18 protein-coding genes are annotated in these 17,019 nt (G+C 29.1%); 9 read left to right on the top strand and 9 right to left on the bottom strand.

From position 1 onward, the window contains the following. Nucleotides 1-14 precede the first annotated feature (14 nt). Both AC5YGA_RS05840 and AC5YGA_RS05835 read left to right on the top strand, forming a co-directional pair. Complete coding sequence (locus tag AC5YGA_RS05840) at nucleotides 15-398, top strand: hypothetical protein (protein WP_415308188.1); 384 nt, start codon at nucleotides 15-17, stop codon at nucleotides 396-398. Then, a complete protein-coding gene (locus tag AC5YGA_RS05835) occupies nucleotides 391-990 on the top strand; it encodes a transglycosylase SLT domain-containing protein (RefSeq protein WP_415308187.1) in 600 nt (199 codons plus the stop codon). The genes AC5YGA_RS05840 and AC5YGA_RS05835 overlap by 8 nt, the downstream gene beginning before the upstream one ends. On the opposite strand, the gene AC5YGA_RS05830 is transcribed toward AC5YGA_RS05835, so the two are convergent. From AC5YGA_RS05830 to msrA, 4 genes are read right to left on the bottom strand one after another with little or no spacing between them, the layout of a single operon-like run. Next, nucleotides 987-4,109, bottom strand: coding sequence for an efflux RND transporter permease subunit (locus AC5YGA_RS05830; protein WP_415308186.1), 3,123 nt, complete (start codon nucleotides 4,107-4,109; stop codon nucleotides 987-989). The genes AC5YGA_RS05835 and AC5YGA_RS05830 overlap by 4 nt on opposite strands. Beyond that, a complete protein-coding gene (locus tag AC5YGA_RS05825; protein ID WP_415308185.1) occupies nucleotides 4,109-4,978 on the bottom strand; it encodes an efflux RND transporter periplasmic adaptor subunit in 870 nt (289 codons plus the stop codon). The genes AC5YGA_RS05830 and AC5YGA_RS05825 overlap by 1 nt, the downstream gene beginning before the upstream one ends. Nucleotides 4,979-4,981: 3 nt before the next feature. Then, nucleotides 4,982-5,794 (bottom strand): rhodanese-like domain-containing protein, encoded by an 813-nt coding sequence (locus AC5YGA_RS05820; protein WP_415308184.1) that lies wholly within the window; start codon nucleotides 5,792-5,794, stop codon nucleotides 4,982-4,984. Between the two features lies 1 nt (nucleotide 5,795). After that, nucleotides 5,796-6,239 carry a peptide-methionine (S)-S-oxide reductase MsrA gene (gene msrA, locus AC5YGA_RS05815; protein ID WP_415308183.1) on the bottom strand — a complete coding sequence of 148 codons (444 nt, stop codon included), beginning with the start codon at nucleotides 6,237-6,239 and terminating at the stop codon, nucleotides 5,796-5,798. A gap of 35 nt (nucleotides 6,240-6,274) precedes the next feature. Here msrA and AC5YGA_RS05810 point away from each other — a divergent pair, with 35 nt between their 5' ends. After that, nucleotides 6,275-7,159 (top strand): DMT family transporter, encoded by an 885-nt coding sequence (locus tag AC5YGA_RS05810; protein WP_415308182.1) that lies wholly within the window; start codon nucleotides 6,275-6,277, stop codon nucleotides 7,157-7,159. Beyond that, complete coding sequence (locus AC5YGA_RS05805) at nucleotides 7,152-7,787, top strand: DNA-3-methyladenine glycosylase family protein (protein WP_415308181.1); 636 nt, start codon at nucleotides 7,152-7,154, stop codon at nucleotides 7,785-7,787. The genes AC5YGA_RS05810 and AC5YGA_RS05805 overlap by 8 nt, the downstream gene beginning before the upstream one ends. On the opposite strand, the gene AC5YGA_RS05800 is transcribed toward AC5YGA_RS05805, so the two are convergent. Together AC5YGA_RS05800 and AC5YGA_RS05795 are read right to left on the bottom strand one after the other, a co-directional pair. Then, the gene (locus AC5YGA_RS05800) at nucleotides 7,774-8,070 is read right to left on the bottom strand and encodes a DUF1330 domain-containing protein (protein ID WP_415308180.1); all 297 of its coding nucleotides are present in this window, start codon (nucleotides 8,068-8,070) and stop codon (nucleotides 7,774-7,776) included. The genes AC5YGA_RS05805 and AC5YGA_RS05800 overlap by 14 nt on opposite strands. Further along, on the bottom strand, nucleotides 8,070-8,963 hold the full coding sequence (locus AC5YGA_RS05795; RefSeq protein ID WP_415308179.1) for a glycosyltransferase family 17 protein: 894 nt from the start codon (nucleotides 8,961-8,963) through the stop codon (nucleotides 8,070-8,072). The genes AC5YGA_RS05800 and AC5YGA_RS05795 overlap by 1 nt, the downstream gene beginning before the upstream one ends. Before the next feature lie 30 nt (nucleotides 8,964-8,993). On the opposite strand from AC5YGA_RS05795, the gene AC5YGA_RS05790 reads away from it, so the two are divergent. Next, nucleotides 8,994-9,530, top strand: coding sequence for a phosphoribosyltransferase (locus AC5YGA_RS05790; protein ID WP_415308178.1), 537 nt, complete (start codon nucleotides 8,994-8,996; stop codon nucleotides 9,528-9,530). 33 nt (nucleotides 9,531-9,563) lie between these two features. Here AC5YGA_RS05790 and AC5YGA_RS05785 read toward each other — a convergent pair whose 3' ends face one another. After that, entirely contained in the window at nucleotides 9,564-10,874 is a 1,311-nt protein-coding gene (locus tag AC5YGA_RS05785) for an NCS2 family permease (protein WP_415308177.1), read from the bottom strand. Nucleotides 10,875-11,005: 131 nt separating this feature from the next. On the opposite strand from AC5YGA_RS05785, the gene AC5YGA_RS05780 reads away from it, so the two are divergent. After that, the gene (locus AC5YGA_RS05780; RefSeq protein WP_415308176.1) at nucleotides 11,006-11,311 is read left to right on the top strand and encodes a hypothetical protein; all 306 of its coding nucleotides are present in this window, start codon (nucleotides 11,006-11,008) and stop codon (nucleotides 11,309-11,311) included. A 10-nt stretch (nucleotides 11,312-11,321) separates the two neighbouring features. On the opposite strand, the gene AC5YGA_RS05775 is transcribed toward AC5YGA_RS05780, so the two are convergent. Next, complete coding sequence (locus AC5YGA_RS05775) at nucleotides 11,322-13,397, bottom strand: S9 family peptidase (protein WP_415308175.1); 2,076 nt, start codon at nucleotides 13,395-13,397, stop codon at nucleotides 11,322-11,324. A gap of 17 nt (nucleotides 13,398-13,414) precedes the next feature. Between AC5YGA_RS05775 and AC5YGA_RS05770 the strand changes: the two genes are divergently transcribed. Continuing rightward, a complete protein-coding gene (locus AC5YGA_RS05770; RefSeq protein WP_415308174.1) occupies nucleotides 13,415-13,921 on the top strand; it encodes a J domain-containing protein in 507 nt (168 codons plus the stop codon). On the opposite strand, the gene AC5YGA_RS05765 is transcribed toward AC5YGA_RS05770, so the two are convergent. Continuing rightward, nucleotides 13,918-14,883 (bottom strand): glycosyltransferase family 9 protein, encoded by a 966-nt coding sequence (locus AC5YGA_RS05765; RefSeq protein WP_415308173.1) that lies wholly within the window; start codon nucleotides 14,881-14,883, stop codon nucleotides 13,918-13,920. The genes AC5YGA_RS05770 and AC5YGA_RS05765 overlap by 4 nt on opposite strands. A gap of 50 nt (nucleotides 14,884-14,933) precedes the next feature. Between AC5YGA_RS05765 and AC5YGA_RS05760 the strand changes: the two genes are divergently transcribed. Together AC5YGA_RS05760 and AC5YGA_RS05755 are read left to right on the top strand one after the other, a co-directional pair. Next, nucleotides 14,934-15,818: a dihydrodipicolinate synthase family protein gene (locus AC5YGA_RS05760; protein ID WP_415308172.1), complete on the top strand. Its 885-nt coding sequence runs from the start codon at nucleotides 14,934-14,936 to the stop codon at nucleotides 15,816-15,818. Continuing rightward, on the top strand, nucleotides 15,819-17,009 hold the full coding sequence (locus AC5YGA_RS05755; RefSeq protein ID WP_415308171.1) for a class I SAM-dependent methyltransferase: 1,191 nt from the start codon (nucleotides 15,819-15,821) through the stop codon (nucleotides 17,007-17,009). It begins immediately after the preceding gene. Nucleotides 17,010-17,019: the final 10 nt, after the last annotated feature.

Genomic DNA, 17,019 nt, shown 5'->3' with positions numbered 1-17,019 from the left:
TAAATAAAATTATTATGAAATATAAAAAAAAACTTTTAATTCCTGCTTTTCACACTGCTAACTTAATATTGATAATAATTTATTTATATCCTGGGAGTATATTTGGCTATCTTTTATATGGTGATAGTTCTATCCAACCTCAAATTACTAGAGATTTTATAATTTCTTCTAATCACGCATATGTATTTATTGTTCTTTCTGTTCTAGGAATTAGTGCTTATCAAGATACAAGAAAAATTAAAATAGTGACAATATATTTATTTTTATTATCAATTATTTTAGAATTAGCTCATATTATTATTCCACTAAGAGCGTTTGAATGGACTGATTTGTTTGGAAATATTGTAGGCATTATATTTGTAATAATTATTTATAAAGCTAAAGATAAGTATGTTTAAGTTAAAAAATATTTTTTATACTCTGTTAATTATTTTACTTTCAGCGTGCTCCTCTATACCTAAAAATACATCAAACAGTTGCTCTATTTTTAACGAGAGATATCTTTGGTATAAACATGCAAAAAGTACTGAGAATAAATGGGGTACCCCAATTTATGTTCAGTTAGCCATTATTAAAATGGAATCTGATTTTGATTGGTTAGCAAAACCACAACGACAAAAACTATTTAAAGTTATACCCTTTAAGCGTCCATCAAGCTCTTTTGGTTATTCCCAGGCTGTAAAAGGAACTTGGGAGCAGTATAAAAATGAAACAGGTAATAAACTTGCAACTAGAGCAAGATTTAAAGATAGTGTAGATTTTATTGGTTGGTATACAGACAAAACTGAGTCCCTTTTAAAGATTTCTAAGAAAGATGCTTTTAGGCAATATCTTGCATATCATGAGGGGTGGGGTGGTTATAAAAATTATAAGAATAATCAAAAAGTTATAGGCTTAGCTAAAAAAGTAGAAAAACAATCTAACAAATATAAAGCTCAATTAAAAAAATGTCAGAAAAGATTAAATAAAAATAAATATATTATTTTTTAACGAAGTTGTTTTTTTAACTCAATATCAACAGCATCTATTCTTTTTGTATTTTTAGCTAAAATTAAATACATTGTTGGAGTAACGTAGAGTGTAAAGAATGTTGATATAATCATGCCACCTAAAATAGTGGCCCCTACAGCTAATCTAGAAGCTTCACCTGCGCCTGGTCCAATATTACCTATAACCAGAGGTATCATTGCTATCATTGTACTTATTGATGTCATCATTATTGGTCTAAATCTTAATTGACAAGCTTCTTTAACTGACGTTTCAATATTTTTTCCAGCTGTCCTTAATTGATTAGCATAATCAACAATTAGAATACTATTTTTAGTCGATATTCCTATTAAAATGACAAGTGCTATTTGTGAGAAGATATTAATAGAACTATTTAAAAATAGAATAAAGACCAATCCTCCAAACAAAGCAAGTGGGACAGTTAACATAATAATAAATGGGTGTATAAATGAATTAAAAGTTGCAGCCATTACCAGGTAGGCAGTTAGAAATGCTAATCCAAAAATAATAAACAGCTCGTTACTAGTTTCTTTTATTTCTTCTGATTTACCCTTCCATGCAATTTGATTGGAAGAGCCAATTTCTTGCATCGTCTCTTCTAAATATGCAATTGCCTCTGTAAGCGTATAAGATTCAGATATATTTGCAGATATTGTTACAGCTCTCTGCCTGTTATATCTTGCTAATTTTTTTGCAGATCCTTTTTCACTAAACTCTACTAAATTTGCTAAAGAAATTAATTTTCCAGTAGTTTCTGATCTAACAAATATTTTAGAAAGCCCCTGTTGAGATCTTCTGTCAACCAAGTATTGCTGAAGTATAATTGGATATTCTTTACCAAGTCTATTAAATTTTGTTACAGTTTTTCCACCATAAAGAGTTTCTAAAGTTTTTCCAATTGAGTCAGTAGATATATCTAAATCTTTAGCTTTGTTTTTATTAATTACCAGTTTGATTTCAGGTTTGTCTCTAGAATAGTCAGATTCTATTCTGGATAAGTTTTTATTCTGTCTTAATTTTCTAATAACTTTAGATTGTATTTCTTCTAACTCTTCGTAAGTACTACCCAATATAACCATTTGAACTGGTTTATTGTAGCTAGAAACTCTAATAGATTGTGGTGAAATTGGAAAAGCTACAGTTTCTGGTACAGTCACAATTTTTCCAATTGCTTCCCTCATTATTGTTTGTGAACTTTTATCTCTTTCGGCCCATTCATCCAATAATGCAATTATTATAAAGCTGTTAAAAGAATTTTTGTTGCTTCCAAATCCTGGCACTCTCATTATGAATCTTTTATATGGACTATCCTCAGCCTGAAGAAGTGGAATTAATCTTTTTTCAACATCTTCGGCTCTTTTTTCAGTATATTCAAAAGAACTCCCCTCATCTGTAAATCCAAGAACCAGATATACACCTCGATCTTCCATGGGTAGCAATTCTTTTTTTGTAAAATGAAATAAAACACTAGAGATAATAATAGTGAAGACAATAAATGAAATAACAATTTTTTTCTTATTTAGCCAATAGCTCAATGTTTCTTCATACAATTTTGATAATGATTTAAAAAACTTGTCAAATTTAGTAACTATAAGATTTTGCTTAGGTTCCTTCTTTAAAAACTTACTTGCTAACATGGGTGACAATGTAAGCGCAACAAAAGAGGATATCACAACTGAAAAAGATAAGGCAATCGCAGTTTCTCTAAATAACGTGCCTGCAATTCCATCTATAAAAATTAAGGGAATAAACACGGCAACTAGAATTAATGTTGTAGCAACGATTGCAAAACTAATTTGTTTTGATCCTTTATAAGCCGCAACCAAAGGGCTTTCTCCATTTTCAATTCTTCTATAAATTGCATCTGTCATTATGACTGAATCATCAGTAATTATTCCAATGGCCAAAATAAAGCTTAATAAAACAAAAATATTTATTGATAAACCAAATAAGTAAAGACCTAAAAAAGATGCTATCAAACTTACAGGTAATGCAACTGCTGGCACAATTACAGCTTTTATATTTCCCAAGAATAAATAAATAATAATAACCACAAGTATAAAAGCGATGATTAAAGTTTTGTAAACTTCGTCAATAGCAGTACCCACATATGTTGCCCTGTTAAAAGCCACTTCTATATTTAGATCACCTGGTAATGTTTTTTTAACTTCATCTATTTTTTTACTTATTTCTTTAGATAGTTCTACTGTTGAAGCGCCACTTTTTGCATAAATACCAATTCCTACAGTTTTTAGATTTAAAGCATCCTTACTTTGTGCCTTAAAAAGATTTTTTTCTGAAACTGGACCAAATTCAATATTGGCAATATCTGCAAGTCTTACAATACTATTTTGGTTTTTTTTTATAGGTAATGCTTTTAATTTTTCTATATCATCATATGATTTATCCAAGTTTAATATTAAATCAATATTGTTAGCCTCAAGAGTACCTGCTGGCAGACTTACATTTTCTTTTCCTATTGCTATCTCAACTTCTTGAATGGTCAAATTGTAAGCTGCAAGTTTAATTGGATCTATCCAGACTCTAACACTTAAATCTCTTAAACCACCAGTTCTAATGGTTCCTACGTTCTTAACACTAGAAAATTGATCTACCAAATATCTCTCAACATAATCTCCAAGTTCCAAATCACTCCAAGTAGCAGAAGATACAGCTAGCCACATAGTAGTTGAAAACCCTGCCGATTGCTTAAGTATTTGAGGGGCATCAGCTTCACTTGGTAATCTATCAACAATTCTTGCTACTCTCTCTCTTATATCATTGGCTGCATTATCTAGGTTGATGTCAGTATTAAATTCAACATTAATTGAACTACTTCCATTTTCTGATGTTGAGTTAATATTTTTTACTCCTTCAACTCCACCAATTACATCTTCAATTACTTGAGTTACCTCTTGATCAATTATAGGAGCTGAAGCAGACTTATAGTCTACTTTAATTTGAACTACAGGAGGCTGTAAACCTTCAGGTAATTCTCTCACGGGTAATTGTGAAAAAACAAATATTCCAAAAACGATTAATATAAGAGACATTACCCAAGCAACAACTGGTCTTCTTATGCTTAAATCAGTTATAAACATTATTTTTTAATTGGTTTAACTTTTCCTCTTGGCCTAACTTTTTTTAGTCCTTCAGCAACGATAGTCTCCCCATCATTAAGACCAGAGATTATCTCAATAAATCCACCATCTCTTATTCCAATTTCTATTTCAGTTTTATTTACAATATTGTCTTTTGAAACTTTATAGACATAAGTTTTGCTTCCCTCTACCATCATACTGGTATCAGGTATTGCAAGAGAGTTTCGTTCGTTATAATTAATAACAACCTCTAGAAGAGAGCCAGGTATTAATTCAGAATTTTCATTTTCAATCATGACTCTTGTAAGTAAACTTCTCGTTTCAGCATTAATTCTGCTTGAAACAGCATAGACTTTTCCACTGTATGTTTTGTTTTTGTTGCCTGAGAATTTTGCCTTAATGGGTAAATCTTTTTGTATGAATGATGAAAAAGTTTCAGGAATTTTTAGGTCAGAATATATAATCGAGTTATCGTCTAAAGTTATAATAATTGAGTTATCTGAACCAAGAATATCACCAGTAATACCTCTGTATCCAAGAACACCGTTGAAAGGTGCTATAATGTTTCTATCTTTAAGCTTAACAATTAGATCACCTTTTTTTACATAGTCTTTAAGGATTAGCTCAGATATTAAATTATTTCTTTTAATTCTAAAAGACTCTGCTCTCTTTGATACTGCTGTACCAAAGCTTTCAATATTTTCTGAAAAACTTTTGTAAACTACCTCTTTAACAATTACTCCAGGTGGAGGTCTTTTACTAAATTTTTTTTTAAAATGATTACCAATCATTGTTCTTCCAACAATCACAATTGTGATTATTAAAAAGAAAGTAATGATTACTGTAGTAATTTTTGTTGATCTTTTCATATCTTAATTTTTTCCATACTCACTCCATGAACCATCATAGATTGTTGGCATATATTTAGTGTCTATTAGAGAATAAGCAAGAGCCAAAACAGAAGCGGTAACTCCAGAACCACATGTAAACACTATATTTTCATTAAGGTTACATTTAGTTAGTCTAAATTTTTCAAGAATTTTTTCTTTAGTAATGAATGTATGATCTTCATTAATAAGTTCAGAAAAAGGAAGACAAAAAGAATTTTTTATAGAACCACTTCTTAACCCTTTTCTTGGTTCAGGAACCTTGCCCTCAAATCTTTCTCTACTTCTTGCATCCATAACTCTGAAGTCATTTTTTTCAATATTTTCATCAATTTGTTCTTTATTTTTTACTAATTTTTTTTTTTCGTTAGCTATATAATTGGAGCTAATAATTTTTGTTAAATTACTTACTGTAGGTTTTTTTTCGTTCATCCATTTTTTTAACCCACCGTCTAGCACATGGACCAAACTTGGATCATGTCCAAAGTAAATAAAATTATACCAACACCTGCAAGAACTAATTACATCGGAATTATCATAAATTATTATTCGGTCCTCATTTTTAATTCCCAAATTTGATATAATTTTCTCCCAAGATTTAATATCAGTTAACATATGAGGTAAATCAGTATCTGTTTTAGAATTTTTATCTAAGTCAAAAAATATTGTGTTCTCTATATGTAACTGTTGATATTCTTCAAAACTATTTCTTTTTGTTTGGGGCATGTGCCATGAACAATCAATAATTTTTACTTTATCTAAATTTTTTTCTAACCAATTTGTATTAACTAATGACACATTATCTTTTTTCCAAATATCTCTGATGATATTCTTCTGCTGGACAATAATTTTTTAATAAAGAAAATTTTGTTACTACTTTTCCAGATAAATTTGAATTCATTTTTTTAATTACATTTTCAGCAATTTCTTTCTGCTTGTCATTTAGGTAAAATATTTCACTTCTATATTGTGTTCCAAAATCTGGTCCTTGTGAATTTAATGTTGTTGGGTCATGAATTTCAAAGAAAAATTCTAAAATTTTTTCATAAGAAATAATTTTTGGATCAAAGTCTAATTTAACGACTTCTGCATGACTTGTATTACCTGTACATACTTCTTTATAAGTAGTTTCTTTACTGTCACCACCACAATAACCAACCTCAGTTTTAATAACTCCTTCGAGTCTACTAAACTTGATTTCTGGTCCCCAAAAACACCCCAAACCTAAAATTGCTATTTCCATTGCTTATCCTTTAATTTAATCTACAAATTATTCTTATGCTTAGTAAAAATCAATCAGGCTTTTTGTACATGTTTATGTCGGTATGTGCATTTTCTTTTATGGATTTAATAGTTAAATGGTCTGAATATTATCCTTTAGGTCAAGTGTTATTTTTCAGAGGTTTTTTTGGAGTAGTTATTTATTTTTTTATAATGCCACGAGCTAGGATTAAAAATTTTTATCTCACAAAAAGGGCAGGTTTACATTTTTTAAGATGCTTATTTGGATTGATAGCTCTAATTGCAATATTTATTGCACTAAGAAACTTACCATTAGCCACAGTAGTCAGCATTTCTTTTGCTGCCCCTATATTCACTACAATTTTTTCAATTTTTTTTTTAAGTGAGAAAGTTGGATTTTATAGATGGCTTGCTGTATCCATTGGATTTATTGGAATTATTGTTATAACCGAACCTGGTTTTGGTGCTCTAAATATATATTATATTTACCCGATTATTTTTTGTTTAGGTTTATCTTATGTTGCCATTGCAATTAGACAGCTATCTACAACAGAACCAGTTTGGCTTATTGCTCTTAATTTTTCAATAGTTATTACTCTAGCAAGCTTATTTACAATTCCTTTTGGCTGGGTGATGCCGAGTGTTCAAGATTTAGTTTTATTGTGTATGATTGGATTTTTAGGAGGTTTTGCAAATTTATGGCTTAGTCAATCTTTTAAATTATCTGAAGTTTCTCTTGTATCGCCATTAAAGTATTTAGCATTAGTTTTTGGAATAATTTTTGGATATTTAATTTGGGATGAGATTCCTACGACAAAAACATTACTCGGTGCATTGTTGGTTGTGGCTTCTTCTTTAATTATTCTTAGAAGAGAAATTTATCACAAAAAAGAAATACCATCTACCACTAGACATGAATAAAAAACCAAAATATTGGAATACTGCAAAAAAATATTTATCTAATAAAGATAAAGTGATGTCTTCATTAATTAGTAAATATAAATCTCCCTCAGAAGCTGTGCTTACTTCTAGAAAAGATATATTTTTTTCATTATGTAAAAGTATTATTGGACAGCAAATTAGCGTTGCTGCTGCTAATTCTGTTTTTTTAAAATTTAAAAAAAAATGTAAAAACAAGATTAATGCAAAAACAATTTCTAAACTTTCCTCTGCTCAACTTAGAAGTTGTGGATTAAGTGGACAGAAAGTTAGAGGAATAAAAAGTTTAGCAAAGCAAACATTAGATAAATCTTTTAATCCTAGATTAATACCTAAAATGTCTGATGAAGAGGCCATTATTTATTTATCCCAGTTAAGACAAATTGGTAGATGGTCAGCTGAGATGATCTTGCTATTTACATATAATAGGTCAAACATTTGGCCCATACAAGATATTGGACTTTTAAGAGGAATTTCAAAGAATTATAAAAAAAATTACTTACCCCCAGAATCTTATGTAAAATTATTAAACAAAAGATTTACTCCATATTGTTCGGTAGCAACCTGGTATCTATGGAGAAGTATAGATCCAGAACCTATTCAGTATTAAAACCTTGAATAATTTGTAAATTTCTTTCAGTGGTAGCCTTAGCCAATGCCCATCCATCTTGGTATTCTTTAGATTCATGACATTCTAAAGCTGTTTCATAAGTTGGAAATTCCCAAATTACAGTTCTTGAAAAGTTTTCACCTTCTAGATTTTGATATTTTCCACCTCTAACCAGCGGCTTCCCACCAAAATTTTTTATAATAGGGGTTACTTTGGTAGAATAATCTTTCAAATTTTTTATATTATCAATCTTCTTATATAGCGCTATCCAGTATCCTTTCATTATTCCTCAATCCAATCTTTAAGTTTATCTTTATTTTCTGAAATATATGATGGTAATAAATTAATATTAATTTTATTTAATTTATTTGCTCCATCAAACTTATTTTCTTTTTGATCAGCTCTTATATTGTAAATTGTTTTCTTATTATTAATCATTTCCTGAATACCTTTTTCACCAACTGGATTTAAGTCATAATCTATATGATGAAGATATGATTTAAGTTTTTTTTCAATATCTTTTGGATTTTTTAAATATGAAAAATGCCATCCCCCATCTTCTGCAAATAAAATATTACTATATTTTCTCTTAGAAAAATAAGTATCAATTCTCCACCAATTATATTCTCTGTCTTTTATATCTCTTATCCACTGTGGAGATTCTAAGTTTTTCATTTTACATGCTTTACTTCCAACCCAAATATAATTTTCTAATTTTAAATTAAATTTGTAGTACATCATATGTTGTTTAAAAAATATTAAGTTATTTTTTGTATTTTTTAAATTAATCTTAGATAAATTAGGTATTTCATCTAGGTCTGAAATAATAATCCAGTCTTCTTTATTTGCTTCTGTTAGACCTTTTTGAATTTGATTTCTTTGAAGGTTTTCTCTTTTCCAGGCATTAAGGATTGATTTTCTGTATATTTCAGTTTCTTTATCATCTTTGTTTATTTTTTCTATTCCTGGCGGAATATCATTTGTTAAAATATATTTAATTTTATCTTTAAATTTTTCAAATTTAGCTATATTGAATAGAGGAGTTCTTTTTTCCCCTTTATGATTGTATTCAGATTCAATTATTACAAATTTATCAACAAATTTATCTAGAAAATTAAGCCTTACATCTAAGACTACATCTTCATCAAAATACATAAAGCAATCAAATATTTTCATAATTTTTTATTCTTTTTTATTTTTATTTATATGATAAAAAATTTTATGGCAGATAAATTAATTATCACTTTTGATCAGTATACAAAAATTGTTGAAAAATTAGCAATAGAAATCCATAATAACTATAAACCCACTGTATTAGTAGGTATCATGAGGGGTGCTGCCCCAATCCTAGACATTCTTTCTAGGATTCTAAAGCTGCCTATCGCATACATAGTGATTCAGAGTTATTCTGGTAAAGGAATGGAAGATAAACAGGGACAATTAATGTTTGCTAGAGAGATTAGTTCTTTAGCAGAGAATAAGGATTTTGATAAAGTACTACTAGTTGATGATCTATCTGATACCGGACTAACTTTAAATAAAAGTATAGAATGGTTAAAAAAATACGAGCCAACAAAAAATTTTATAAAAGAAGTTAAAACCGCATGCTTATGGAAAAAAAAATCATCTACATTTGAGCCAGATTTTTGCCCAGTAAAACTAGATTCAGATCCTTGGATTGTTCAACCTACTGAACATTATGAAGAGATTTCTATGGAAGAAATAATTAAGAGAAATAGTTAGGGCTGGAATTATTCCAGCCCTAACTATTATATTTTAAGCAACTGCAAAACTAACAACACTTAAGATTGCAATAACCCATATTGCTGGTGAAGTTGAAGAAAACTTACCAGTAAATAATCTGATTAATGCATAAGAAACAAATGCTAAAGCAATACCATTACTAATACTATATGTTAAAGGCATAGCAATCATTGCAAGAATAGCAGGAGCTGCTTCACCAATATCATCCCACTCAATATCAGTTATGTTTCTAACAAAAAGAACAGAAACAAATACTAAAGCTGCACCATCAATTTGCTTAGGTAAACTTGTTGCTAAAGGAGCAAAAAATATACAAGCTAAAAATAGCAGACCAATTACTAAAGAGGTCATTCCTGTTTTTCCACCAGCTTTTACACCAGCTCCAGATTCAACATAACTTGTTACAGTTGTTGTTCCCATCATTGCACCAGCTACAGTTCCAACACTGTCAGCCATCATTGCTTTTTCTATGTCTTTAACTTTACCATTTTTATCAACCTTGCCAGCAACGTTTGCTACTGAGGTTAATGTTCCTGCGGTATCAAAGAAATCAACAAATAATAAAGTAAATACTACAGTTGTCATACCAGCTGTTAATGCTGCTGATAAATCAAAATCAAATAGATAGGTCATTGGGGGCGGTGAACTGGCAATTCCATTAAATTTAGCAAGTCCAGTAGCCCATGCAATAATACTGAACAACAAAATACCAATAATGATATTTCCTTTAACTTTCATTTTTTCAAGAACAATCATTAAAATAAATGCAGCACATCCCAATAAAACAAGTGGATCGCTCAAGTCACCTAACTGAACTAATGTCACTGGATTATCAACAACAACTTCCATAATTTGAAGTCCAATTATTGCTAGGAATAGTCCTATACCAGCACCAATTCCTAATTTTAAACTTTTTGGAATTGAATTAATTAACCATGCTCTAATAGGTGTTAATGAAATGATTAAGAACAAAATTCCAGCAACCAGTACAGCTCCTAAAGCTTCTTGAGGTGTGTAGCCCATTCCAGCACAAACACCGAATGCAACGAATGCATTAATTCCCATGCCTGGTGCCAAACCTATTGGCCATGTTTTTCCATAAAATGCCATTATAAAACAAGCAAGTGCTGTTGCAACAATTGTTGCTGTATACACTGCTCCAAATTCAAAGAAACCTTTTTCTGGTCCAGCAAATTCACCTGATAAAATAAATGGATTTAAAAACATAATGTAAGCCATTGTCAAAAATGTTGTGACACCAGCTATTACTTCTGTTTTAAAATCAGTCTTGTGTTTTTTATAGTCAAAATATTTTTCTAACATTGATCCTCCTAAGATTAAGACCGATTAATATTAGATTAATCATGAAAATACTCTTAAAAATCTAAGTTTATCAACATATTTCAACTTATAAGTTTATATTTATGCCATATTTTGAGTGTTACCATTGAAGTATGTACAAATTGAAATTTATTTTTATAAGCTTATTTTTTTTAACTTTAGTTGCTGGCTGTCAAACAATCAAAGATAAAACAGACAAAATTGTTGAAAAAGAAAATACTAAGTTAAGTAAATATATTGGAAAAACTTCAGATAATTTGCAAATGGAATTAGGCAAGCCAGATGAAGATTTTAAAAATGATAAGGGCAATTTAGAGCTTGTCTATAATACCAAAAAATATGGAATACTCTGTGAAAGAAGGTTTGAAGTAGACTCTAATTCGATTGTGATTGGTTTTGTTTCAAATGGTTGTTTTTAAAAATTAGAAACTAAATTTTTTTAGTAATTTTTAATGCAAATGCATAATCAAATGCAATTTCTTCTATAGCACCATCTCTACCAGATTTACCACCATGACCTGCATTCATCTCAGTTTTTAAAAGTAATAAATTATTATCAGTTTTATATTCTCTAAGTTTGGCAGTAAATTTTGCTGGCTCATCAAATAAAACCCTATTGTCACTCAAACTTGTAGTGATCAGTATATGGGGATAATCCATTTTTTTTATATTATTATAAGGAGCGTAAGAATAAATATAATCAAAGTGATCTTTTTTATCTTTTGCATTGCCAAACTCATCAAACTCCCCAACTGTTAAGGGCAAAGAATGATCTAAATTAGTCGTCAAAGAGTCAACAAATGGTACTGCCATTATTATTCCTAGAAATAATCCTGGCGCTTGATTAACTACTGCACCCATAAGAAGGCCTCCAGCAGAACCACCCATTCCTATTATCTTATTTTTTGAAGTGTATTTATTTTCAATTAAATATTTTGCAGATGCAATGTAATCTTCAAAGGTATTTTTTTTATTAAGTAGTTTTCCTTCTTTCCACCATTTCATTCCTCGTTCCATTCCACCTCTAATATGAGCTGTGACCCATATAATATCTCTATTTATTAAACTTAATCTTGTAGTTGAAAAACTGGGACTCATTGAACTTCCATAAGAGCCATAACCATAAAGCAATAAATTTGCAGATCCGTCAAGTTTAGTGTTTTTATGCCTTGTAATTGTAAGAGGGATCAACCTACCATCATGCGATTTGCAATCGACTCGTTCAACAATATAATCATCTGAGTTATGACCTGAAGGAATTTCTTGCTCTTTAACCAACTTTTTTTCTTTAGAGCTTAAGTTATAAGAATACACTCTTGATTGTGTTTTTGGTGATGAATAGCCCAAATAAATTTCATCAGTACTTTTATCTCTTTGAACCAAAGATACTCCAGGAACATATACGGTCTCATCTGAAAAAATTAATTCCTCTTCTTTTTCAGTTGTTATATTCTTTACAAACAATTTGTCTAAAGCATCTGAAGTTTCTGACCTGATGATCCAGTTTTTTAAAAATGTTAGACCACCGATTAAAACCTCTTCTTTTGCAGCTATAAAAGTTTTCCAGTCAGGTTTTTCTAAACTATCAGTTATATCTATTTTAAAATCTTCAGCATTTTTATTTGTGTGGTTATAAAATTTTCCATTCCAAGAATTAACAGAATAAAGTATTCCTTTTTGTCTTTTTTGTATTATCTTTGGCCTTGGTTCTTTTTCATTTACACTGAAATAATATTGTTCGGAAGTGTTATGATCTGAAGTGTTAATAAAAAAATATTTATCATCAGAACTTAGGTCAATTCCAACTGTAAAAGCTTCACTTTTTTCTTCAAAAATTAATTGATCTTGTTCAGTACTTGTACCCAATTGATGTCTATAAATTTTTCTTGGTCTATGATTTTCATCTAGTTTTGAATAAAAAATATATTGGTCATCTAAGCTAAAAGTTATGCTTCCTGATGTTTCTTCAATTTTTTCAGTAATTATTTTTTTTGTTTTAATATCTCTAATATATATTGTGTAATACTCTGAACCTTTTGTGTCTAAAGAGTATCCTAAATATTTATCATTAAAACTAACTTCAAGGTCACCAACACCAAAATACTCTACTTCGAGTTTTGCTTTTTCTTCATCGCCATTCCAAATTTCTTCAATATTATTAGATCCAATTTTTTTTCTTAATTTGATAGAATAATTTCCTTTGGCTGTTGTTTTTGTCCAATACTCATAATCAAAATCTTTGAACGGTAAAGATTCGTCGTCTAACTTTATTCTACTCTTAATCTCATTAAATAGTTCTTTTTGAATATTTTTAGTATCTGACAAGTGAAAATTTGTGTATGAATTTTCTTCTTCTAGGTACTTTCTTACTTCAGGGTTTAATTTTTTATTATCTTTTAAAACTTCTAAAATATTATCTTGGTGTATCCAGCTATAATTATCCTCCCAGCTAATATTATGACATGTTTTTATTTCTGATTTTTTTTTAAGTTGTGGTATTTTCATGAGAATAAATTAAATATATGAATATAATCATTTATACACTAGTTATTTTTGGAATTATTTACTTTTTACTAAAATTATTTGTCAATATATCATCTAAAAAAATATCAAAACATTTAAGAAAACCAATTTTTATTGGATTGATAATCTTAGCTTTAGTGCTTGCTGTGGGAGGCAAGTTTTTACTTAGTATACCTTTAACACTACTAAGTTTAGCTATAGTTAAGTTAAAAGGGTTTTCAATTATTCAATTAATTGGATTGTTTAGACTAATTCAAACACTTAGAAGATCTGGAAGGTTTTCATTCAGCCAAAATCAAAATATTAGAAACTCATCTATATTATCTTTAGAAGAAGCTTATAGAATTTTGAATCTTGATAAAAATAAAAAATATACAAAAGATGATGTTAATAAAGCTTATATCAATATTCAAAAAAAAATTCATCCAGATGTGTCACCAGAAACTGCAAGGTTATCTGCGATTGTTAATGAAGCTAAAGAAGTTATTTTAAAAAATATTTGTTAACTTAAGATATCATCTAATTGATCAAAAATTTTATTTGGATTAATTTTTTCTTTCCCAAAAGTATCATGCGCAACTGTACTTTCTCCGTCTGGAATAATTGGGTACATCTTTGAATTATAACTTCCATAAAGTAATGGCGTATCAGCCATTAAAACTATAGTTTTAATACCTAACGCAGAAGAGAGATGGCTAAAACTTGAGTCGTTACAAACAGAAATATCGCAATTTTTAATTATTGGTAATATTTCAGTTAAATTTAGATTATCTAGTGCGTAGCATTTATCTTTGAATTCTGAATTAAGCAGTTCTTTTAAAATTTCTTGTTCTTGTTTGTCCTTGCCGGTTGCTAGAAAAAATTTGCATTTATATTTTTGAGCTATTAGGCGCATAAGTTTTATAAAAATTATTGCAGGAACTCTTTTCGTTGGTCCTGATCCACCTATTCCAAGTAAAATATTTTTTTCATCATTACTAATTTTATATTTAGATCTCACTTTTTGAACAGATTGATTATCAATAGGAATTTCTGGGTCACTCTTAACATTCAAACCTAGTTTTTTTTTTAAAAAAACTTTTGCTGCACTAATAACGTGTTGATCTTTTTTTTGAAATAAAGAGTATTGATAAATATCTTTAATCCTAGCAATTCTTGTAATTAAATTAAATCTCAAAGACGAATTAAAAATAAATACTTTGTCAAAATTATATTGCCTGAGATCTTTTGCTAGACAATAGGAACCAGCTAGGCCATCGTGTCTACCATTCCTTTTTTTATTGCCACGATCAAGAATAATTATCTTATTAATAATATTATTATTTTTTAAAAATTGTTCTGCTTTCGAACTCTCTTTAACTAGAATGCTCACAGAGGTATCAAACTCTTCAGAAATTGCCTTTATAAAGGGTAGATAAATAACCATATCACCAATCCCCATTTTATTTTGTATAATCAAAATTTTCATTCAACAGTTTATCATCTTTACTAATTTTTAAATTTATATAAGTTTTTAAAATGAATAATATTAAAGGCATTTATGCGGCATCAATGTCTGTATTTAATAGTGATCTGAGCTTAAATATTGAAAAAACGATCACTCATGCAGAGAAAATAATTGACCAAGGCTGCCACGGAGTTGCTATTTTTGGAAGCACAGGGCAGGCTCAACTTATATCTATTAGTGAAAAAATTAGTCTATTAAATAAATTATCAAAAAGTAAATATAAAGATAAATATTTAATTGGAACTGGACTTAATTCTTTAAATGAAACTATCAATTTAATGAATGTAGCTTCATCTTTAGATTTTAATAATTTTTTAATTATGCCTCCTGCTTATTATAAATATGGCGATAAGGAGGTGATAGAGTTTTATTCAAGAGTAGTCGAAGCAGCTTCAGATAGTAGAATTATTTTATATAATTTTGAAAAACTATGTGGTTATAAATTTAGTATTGAGTGTATTGAAGAGCTCGTCAAGAAATTCCCGAATCAAATAGTTGGAGTTAAAGATAGCTCCTACAACCTTTATGAGCATTTAAATATAGATAACTTTTCTGTTTTACCTGGATCAGAGTCAAAACTTTTAAATGGTTTAGAGTTAGGGTGTGCTGGAATTATTACCGCAACTTGTAATGTGACAGCAGGCTTATCAAGAAAAGTTTATGATGATTTTTTTGAAAAAAAGGAACAAACAAAAAATAAAATGCTATGTGATGTCAGAAATACTTTTGAAAAATTTAATCTTATATCTGGATTACATTCTTTTATGTCTGATGATGATGGAATTTATGAAAATGTTTTACCGCCTGTGAGTCTTTTAAAAGAACAAGATAAACTTCAATTAATAGAAGAACTCAATAAACTTAACTTTACTTTGGAATCTTTAAAGGCGTCATAAATGCAACTAGCAAGGTTTTTAGATAACTTATTTAAAAATGATGGCTTTATATTGATTGATGCTAATTTAAAAAAATATATTATAGGATTTCCTCAAAAAAAAATTCCAATTACACTTAAAATTTTAAATAAGAAGCTTCATTATAAATTACTATTTCGTCCCGACCTATATTTTGGGGAAGCCTATTCTGATGGAGATATAATTATTGAAAATGGAACACTAACTGATTTTTTAGATTTAGCACTTATGAATATTGGAAGAGGAGAGTTAAATTTTTTTAGTCAATGTATAAATAAAATGAGTGGATCTTATAGGTACTTAACAAATTTTAATTTTATAAAAAAGTCTAAAATGAACGTTGCACATCATTATGATCTTTCAGATAAATTGTATGATTTATTTTTAGACCCTAAAAAGCAATACTCATGTGCATATTTTAAAAATGAAAATGATAGTTTAGAAGATGCTCAAAATAATAAGATCCAACACATAATTAAAAAATTAAATATAAAAAAAAACCAAAAAATTCTTGATATTGGATGTGGCTGGGGATCATTAGCTATTGATATTGCCAAATCTACGAATTGTGAAGTGACAGGAATAACTTTATCAGAAAACCAATATGCTTATTGTGTAAAAAAAGCCAAAGAACTAAGTTTAGAAAATCAAGTTACATTCAAGCTTATGGATTACCGGGAATTAGATGATAAATTTGATAGAATTGTAAGTGTTGGAATGTTTGAGCATGTAGGAAGAAAATTTTATAAAAAGTTCTTTAAACAAATAGAAAAATTACTTACTGATGGTGGTGTTTCTTTAATTCATACAATAGGCTCTGTTAATCCACCTAGGGACCCACATCCGTGGGTAACGAAGTATATTTTTCCTGGTGGGTATACCCCAAGCTTAAGTGAGGTAACTACACCAATAGAAAGAGCAGGGTTAGTAGTATCTGATATAGAGGTGCTCAAATTGCACTATTCGCATACATTAAGACATTGGAAGGAAAACTGTATTAATAATAAGGAGCAAATTGTTAAAATGTTTGATGAAAGATTTTTTAGAATGTGGGAATTTTACCTTGCTGGTTGCGAAATTGCTTTCAAATGGGGCGACCAGGTTGTGTATCAATTCCAATTAACAAAGAGTTATACATCTACACCTATCACAAGAGACTATATTTATCAGTAATATATTGATA

This window comes from Candidatus Pelagibacter sp. uisw_091 (assembly GCF_059512525.1).
The sequence above is the reverse complement of the archived record's forward strand: the minus strand, read 5'-3'. Positions and strand labels throughout refer to the sequence as shown.

Excerpts from the sequence above, each read along its gene's own strand:
- AC5YGA_RS05840 (WP_415308188.1), top strand. The coding sequence starts at position 15 with ATGAAATATAAAAAAAAACTTTTAATTCCTGCTTTTCACACTGCTAAC.
- AC5YGA_RS05835 (WP_415308187.1), top strand. The coding sequence starts at position 391 with ATGTTTAAGTTAAAAAATATTTTTTATACTCTGTTAATTATTTTACTT.
- AC5YGA_RS05830 (WP_415308186.1), bottom strand. The coding sequence starts at position 4,109 with ATGTTTATAACTGATTTAAGCATAAGAAGACCAGTTGTTGCTTGGGTA.
- AC5YGA_RS05825 (WP_415308185.1), bottom strand. The coding sequence starts at position 4,978 with ATGAAAAGATCAACAAAAATTACTACAGTAATCATTACTTTCTTTTTA.
- msrA (WP_415308183.1), bottom strand. The coding sequence starts at position 6,239 with ATGGAAATAGCAATTTTAGGTTTGGGGTGTTTTTGGGGACCAGAAATC.
- AC5YGA_RS05810 (WP_415308182.1), top strand. The coding sequence starts at position 6,275 with ATGCTTAGTAAAAATCAATCAGGCTTTTTGTACATGTTTATGTCGGTA.
- AC5YGA_RS05805 (WP_415308181.1), top strand. The coding sequence starts at position 7,152 with ATGAATAAAAAACCAAAATATTGGAATACTGCAAAAAAATATTTATCT.
- AC5YGA_RS05800 (WP_415308180.1), bottom strand. The coding sequence starts at position 8,070 with ATGAAAGGATACTGGATAGCGCTATATAAGAAGATTGATAATATAAAA.
- AC5YGA_RS05795 (WP_415308179.1), bottom strand. The coding sequence starts at position 8,963 with ATGAAAATATTTGATTGCTTTATGTATTTTGATGAAGATGTAGTCTTA.
- AC5YGA_RS05790 (WP_415308178.1), top strand. The coding sequence starts at position 8,994 with ATGATAAAAAATTTTATGGCAGATAAATTAATTATCACTTTTGATCAG.
- AC5YGA_RS05785 (WP_415308177.1), bottom strand. The coding sequence starts at position 10,874 with ATGTTAGAAAAATATTTTGACTATAAAAAACACAAGACTGATTTTAAA.
- AC5YGA_RS05780 (WP_415308176.1), top strand. The coding sequence starts at position 11,006 with ATGTACAAATTGAAATTTATTTTTATAAGCTTATTTTTTTTAACTTTA.
- AC5YGA_RS05775 (WP_415308175.1), bottom strand. The coding sequence starts at position 13,397 with ATGAAAATACCACAACTTAAAAAAAAATCAGAAATAAAAACATGTCAT.
- AC5YGA_RS05770 (WP_415308174.1), top strand. The coding sequence starts at position 13,415 with ATGAATATAATCATTTATACACTAGTTATTTTTGGAATTATTTACTTT.
- AC5YGA_RS05765 (WP_415308173.1), bottom strand. The coding sequence starts at position 14,883 with ATGAAAATTTTGATTATACAAAATAAAATGGGGATTGGTGATATGGTT.
- AC5YGA_RS05760 (WP_415308172.1), top strand. The coding sequence starts at position 14,934 with ATGAATAATATTAAAGGCATTTATGCGGCATCAATGTCTGTATTTAAT.
- AC5YGA_RS05755 (WP_415308171.1), top strand. The coding sequence starts at position 15,819 with ATGCAACTAGCAAGGTTTTTAGATAACTTATTTAAAAATGATGGCTTT.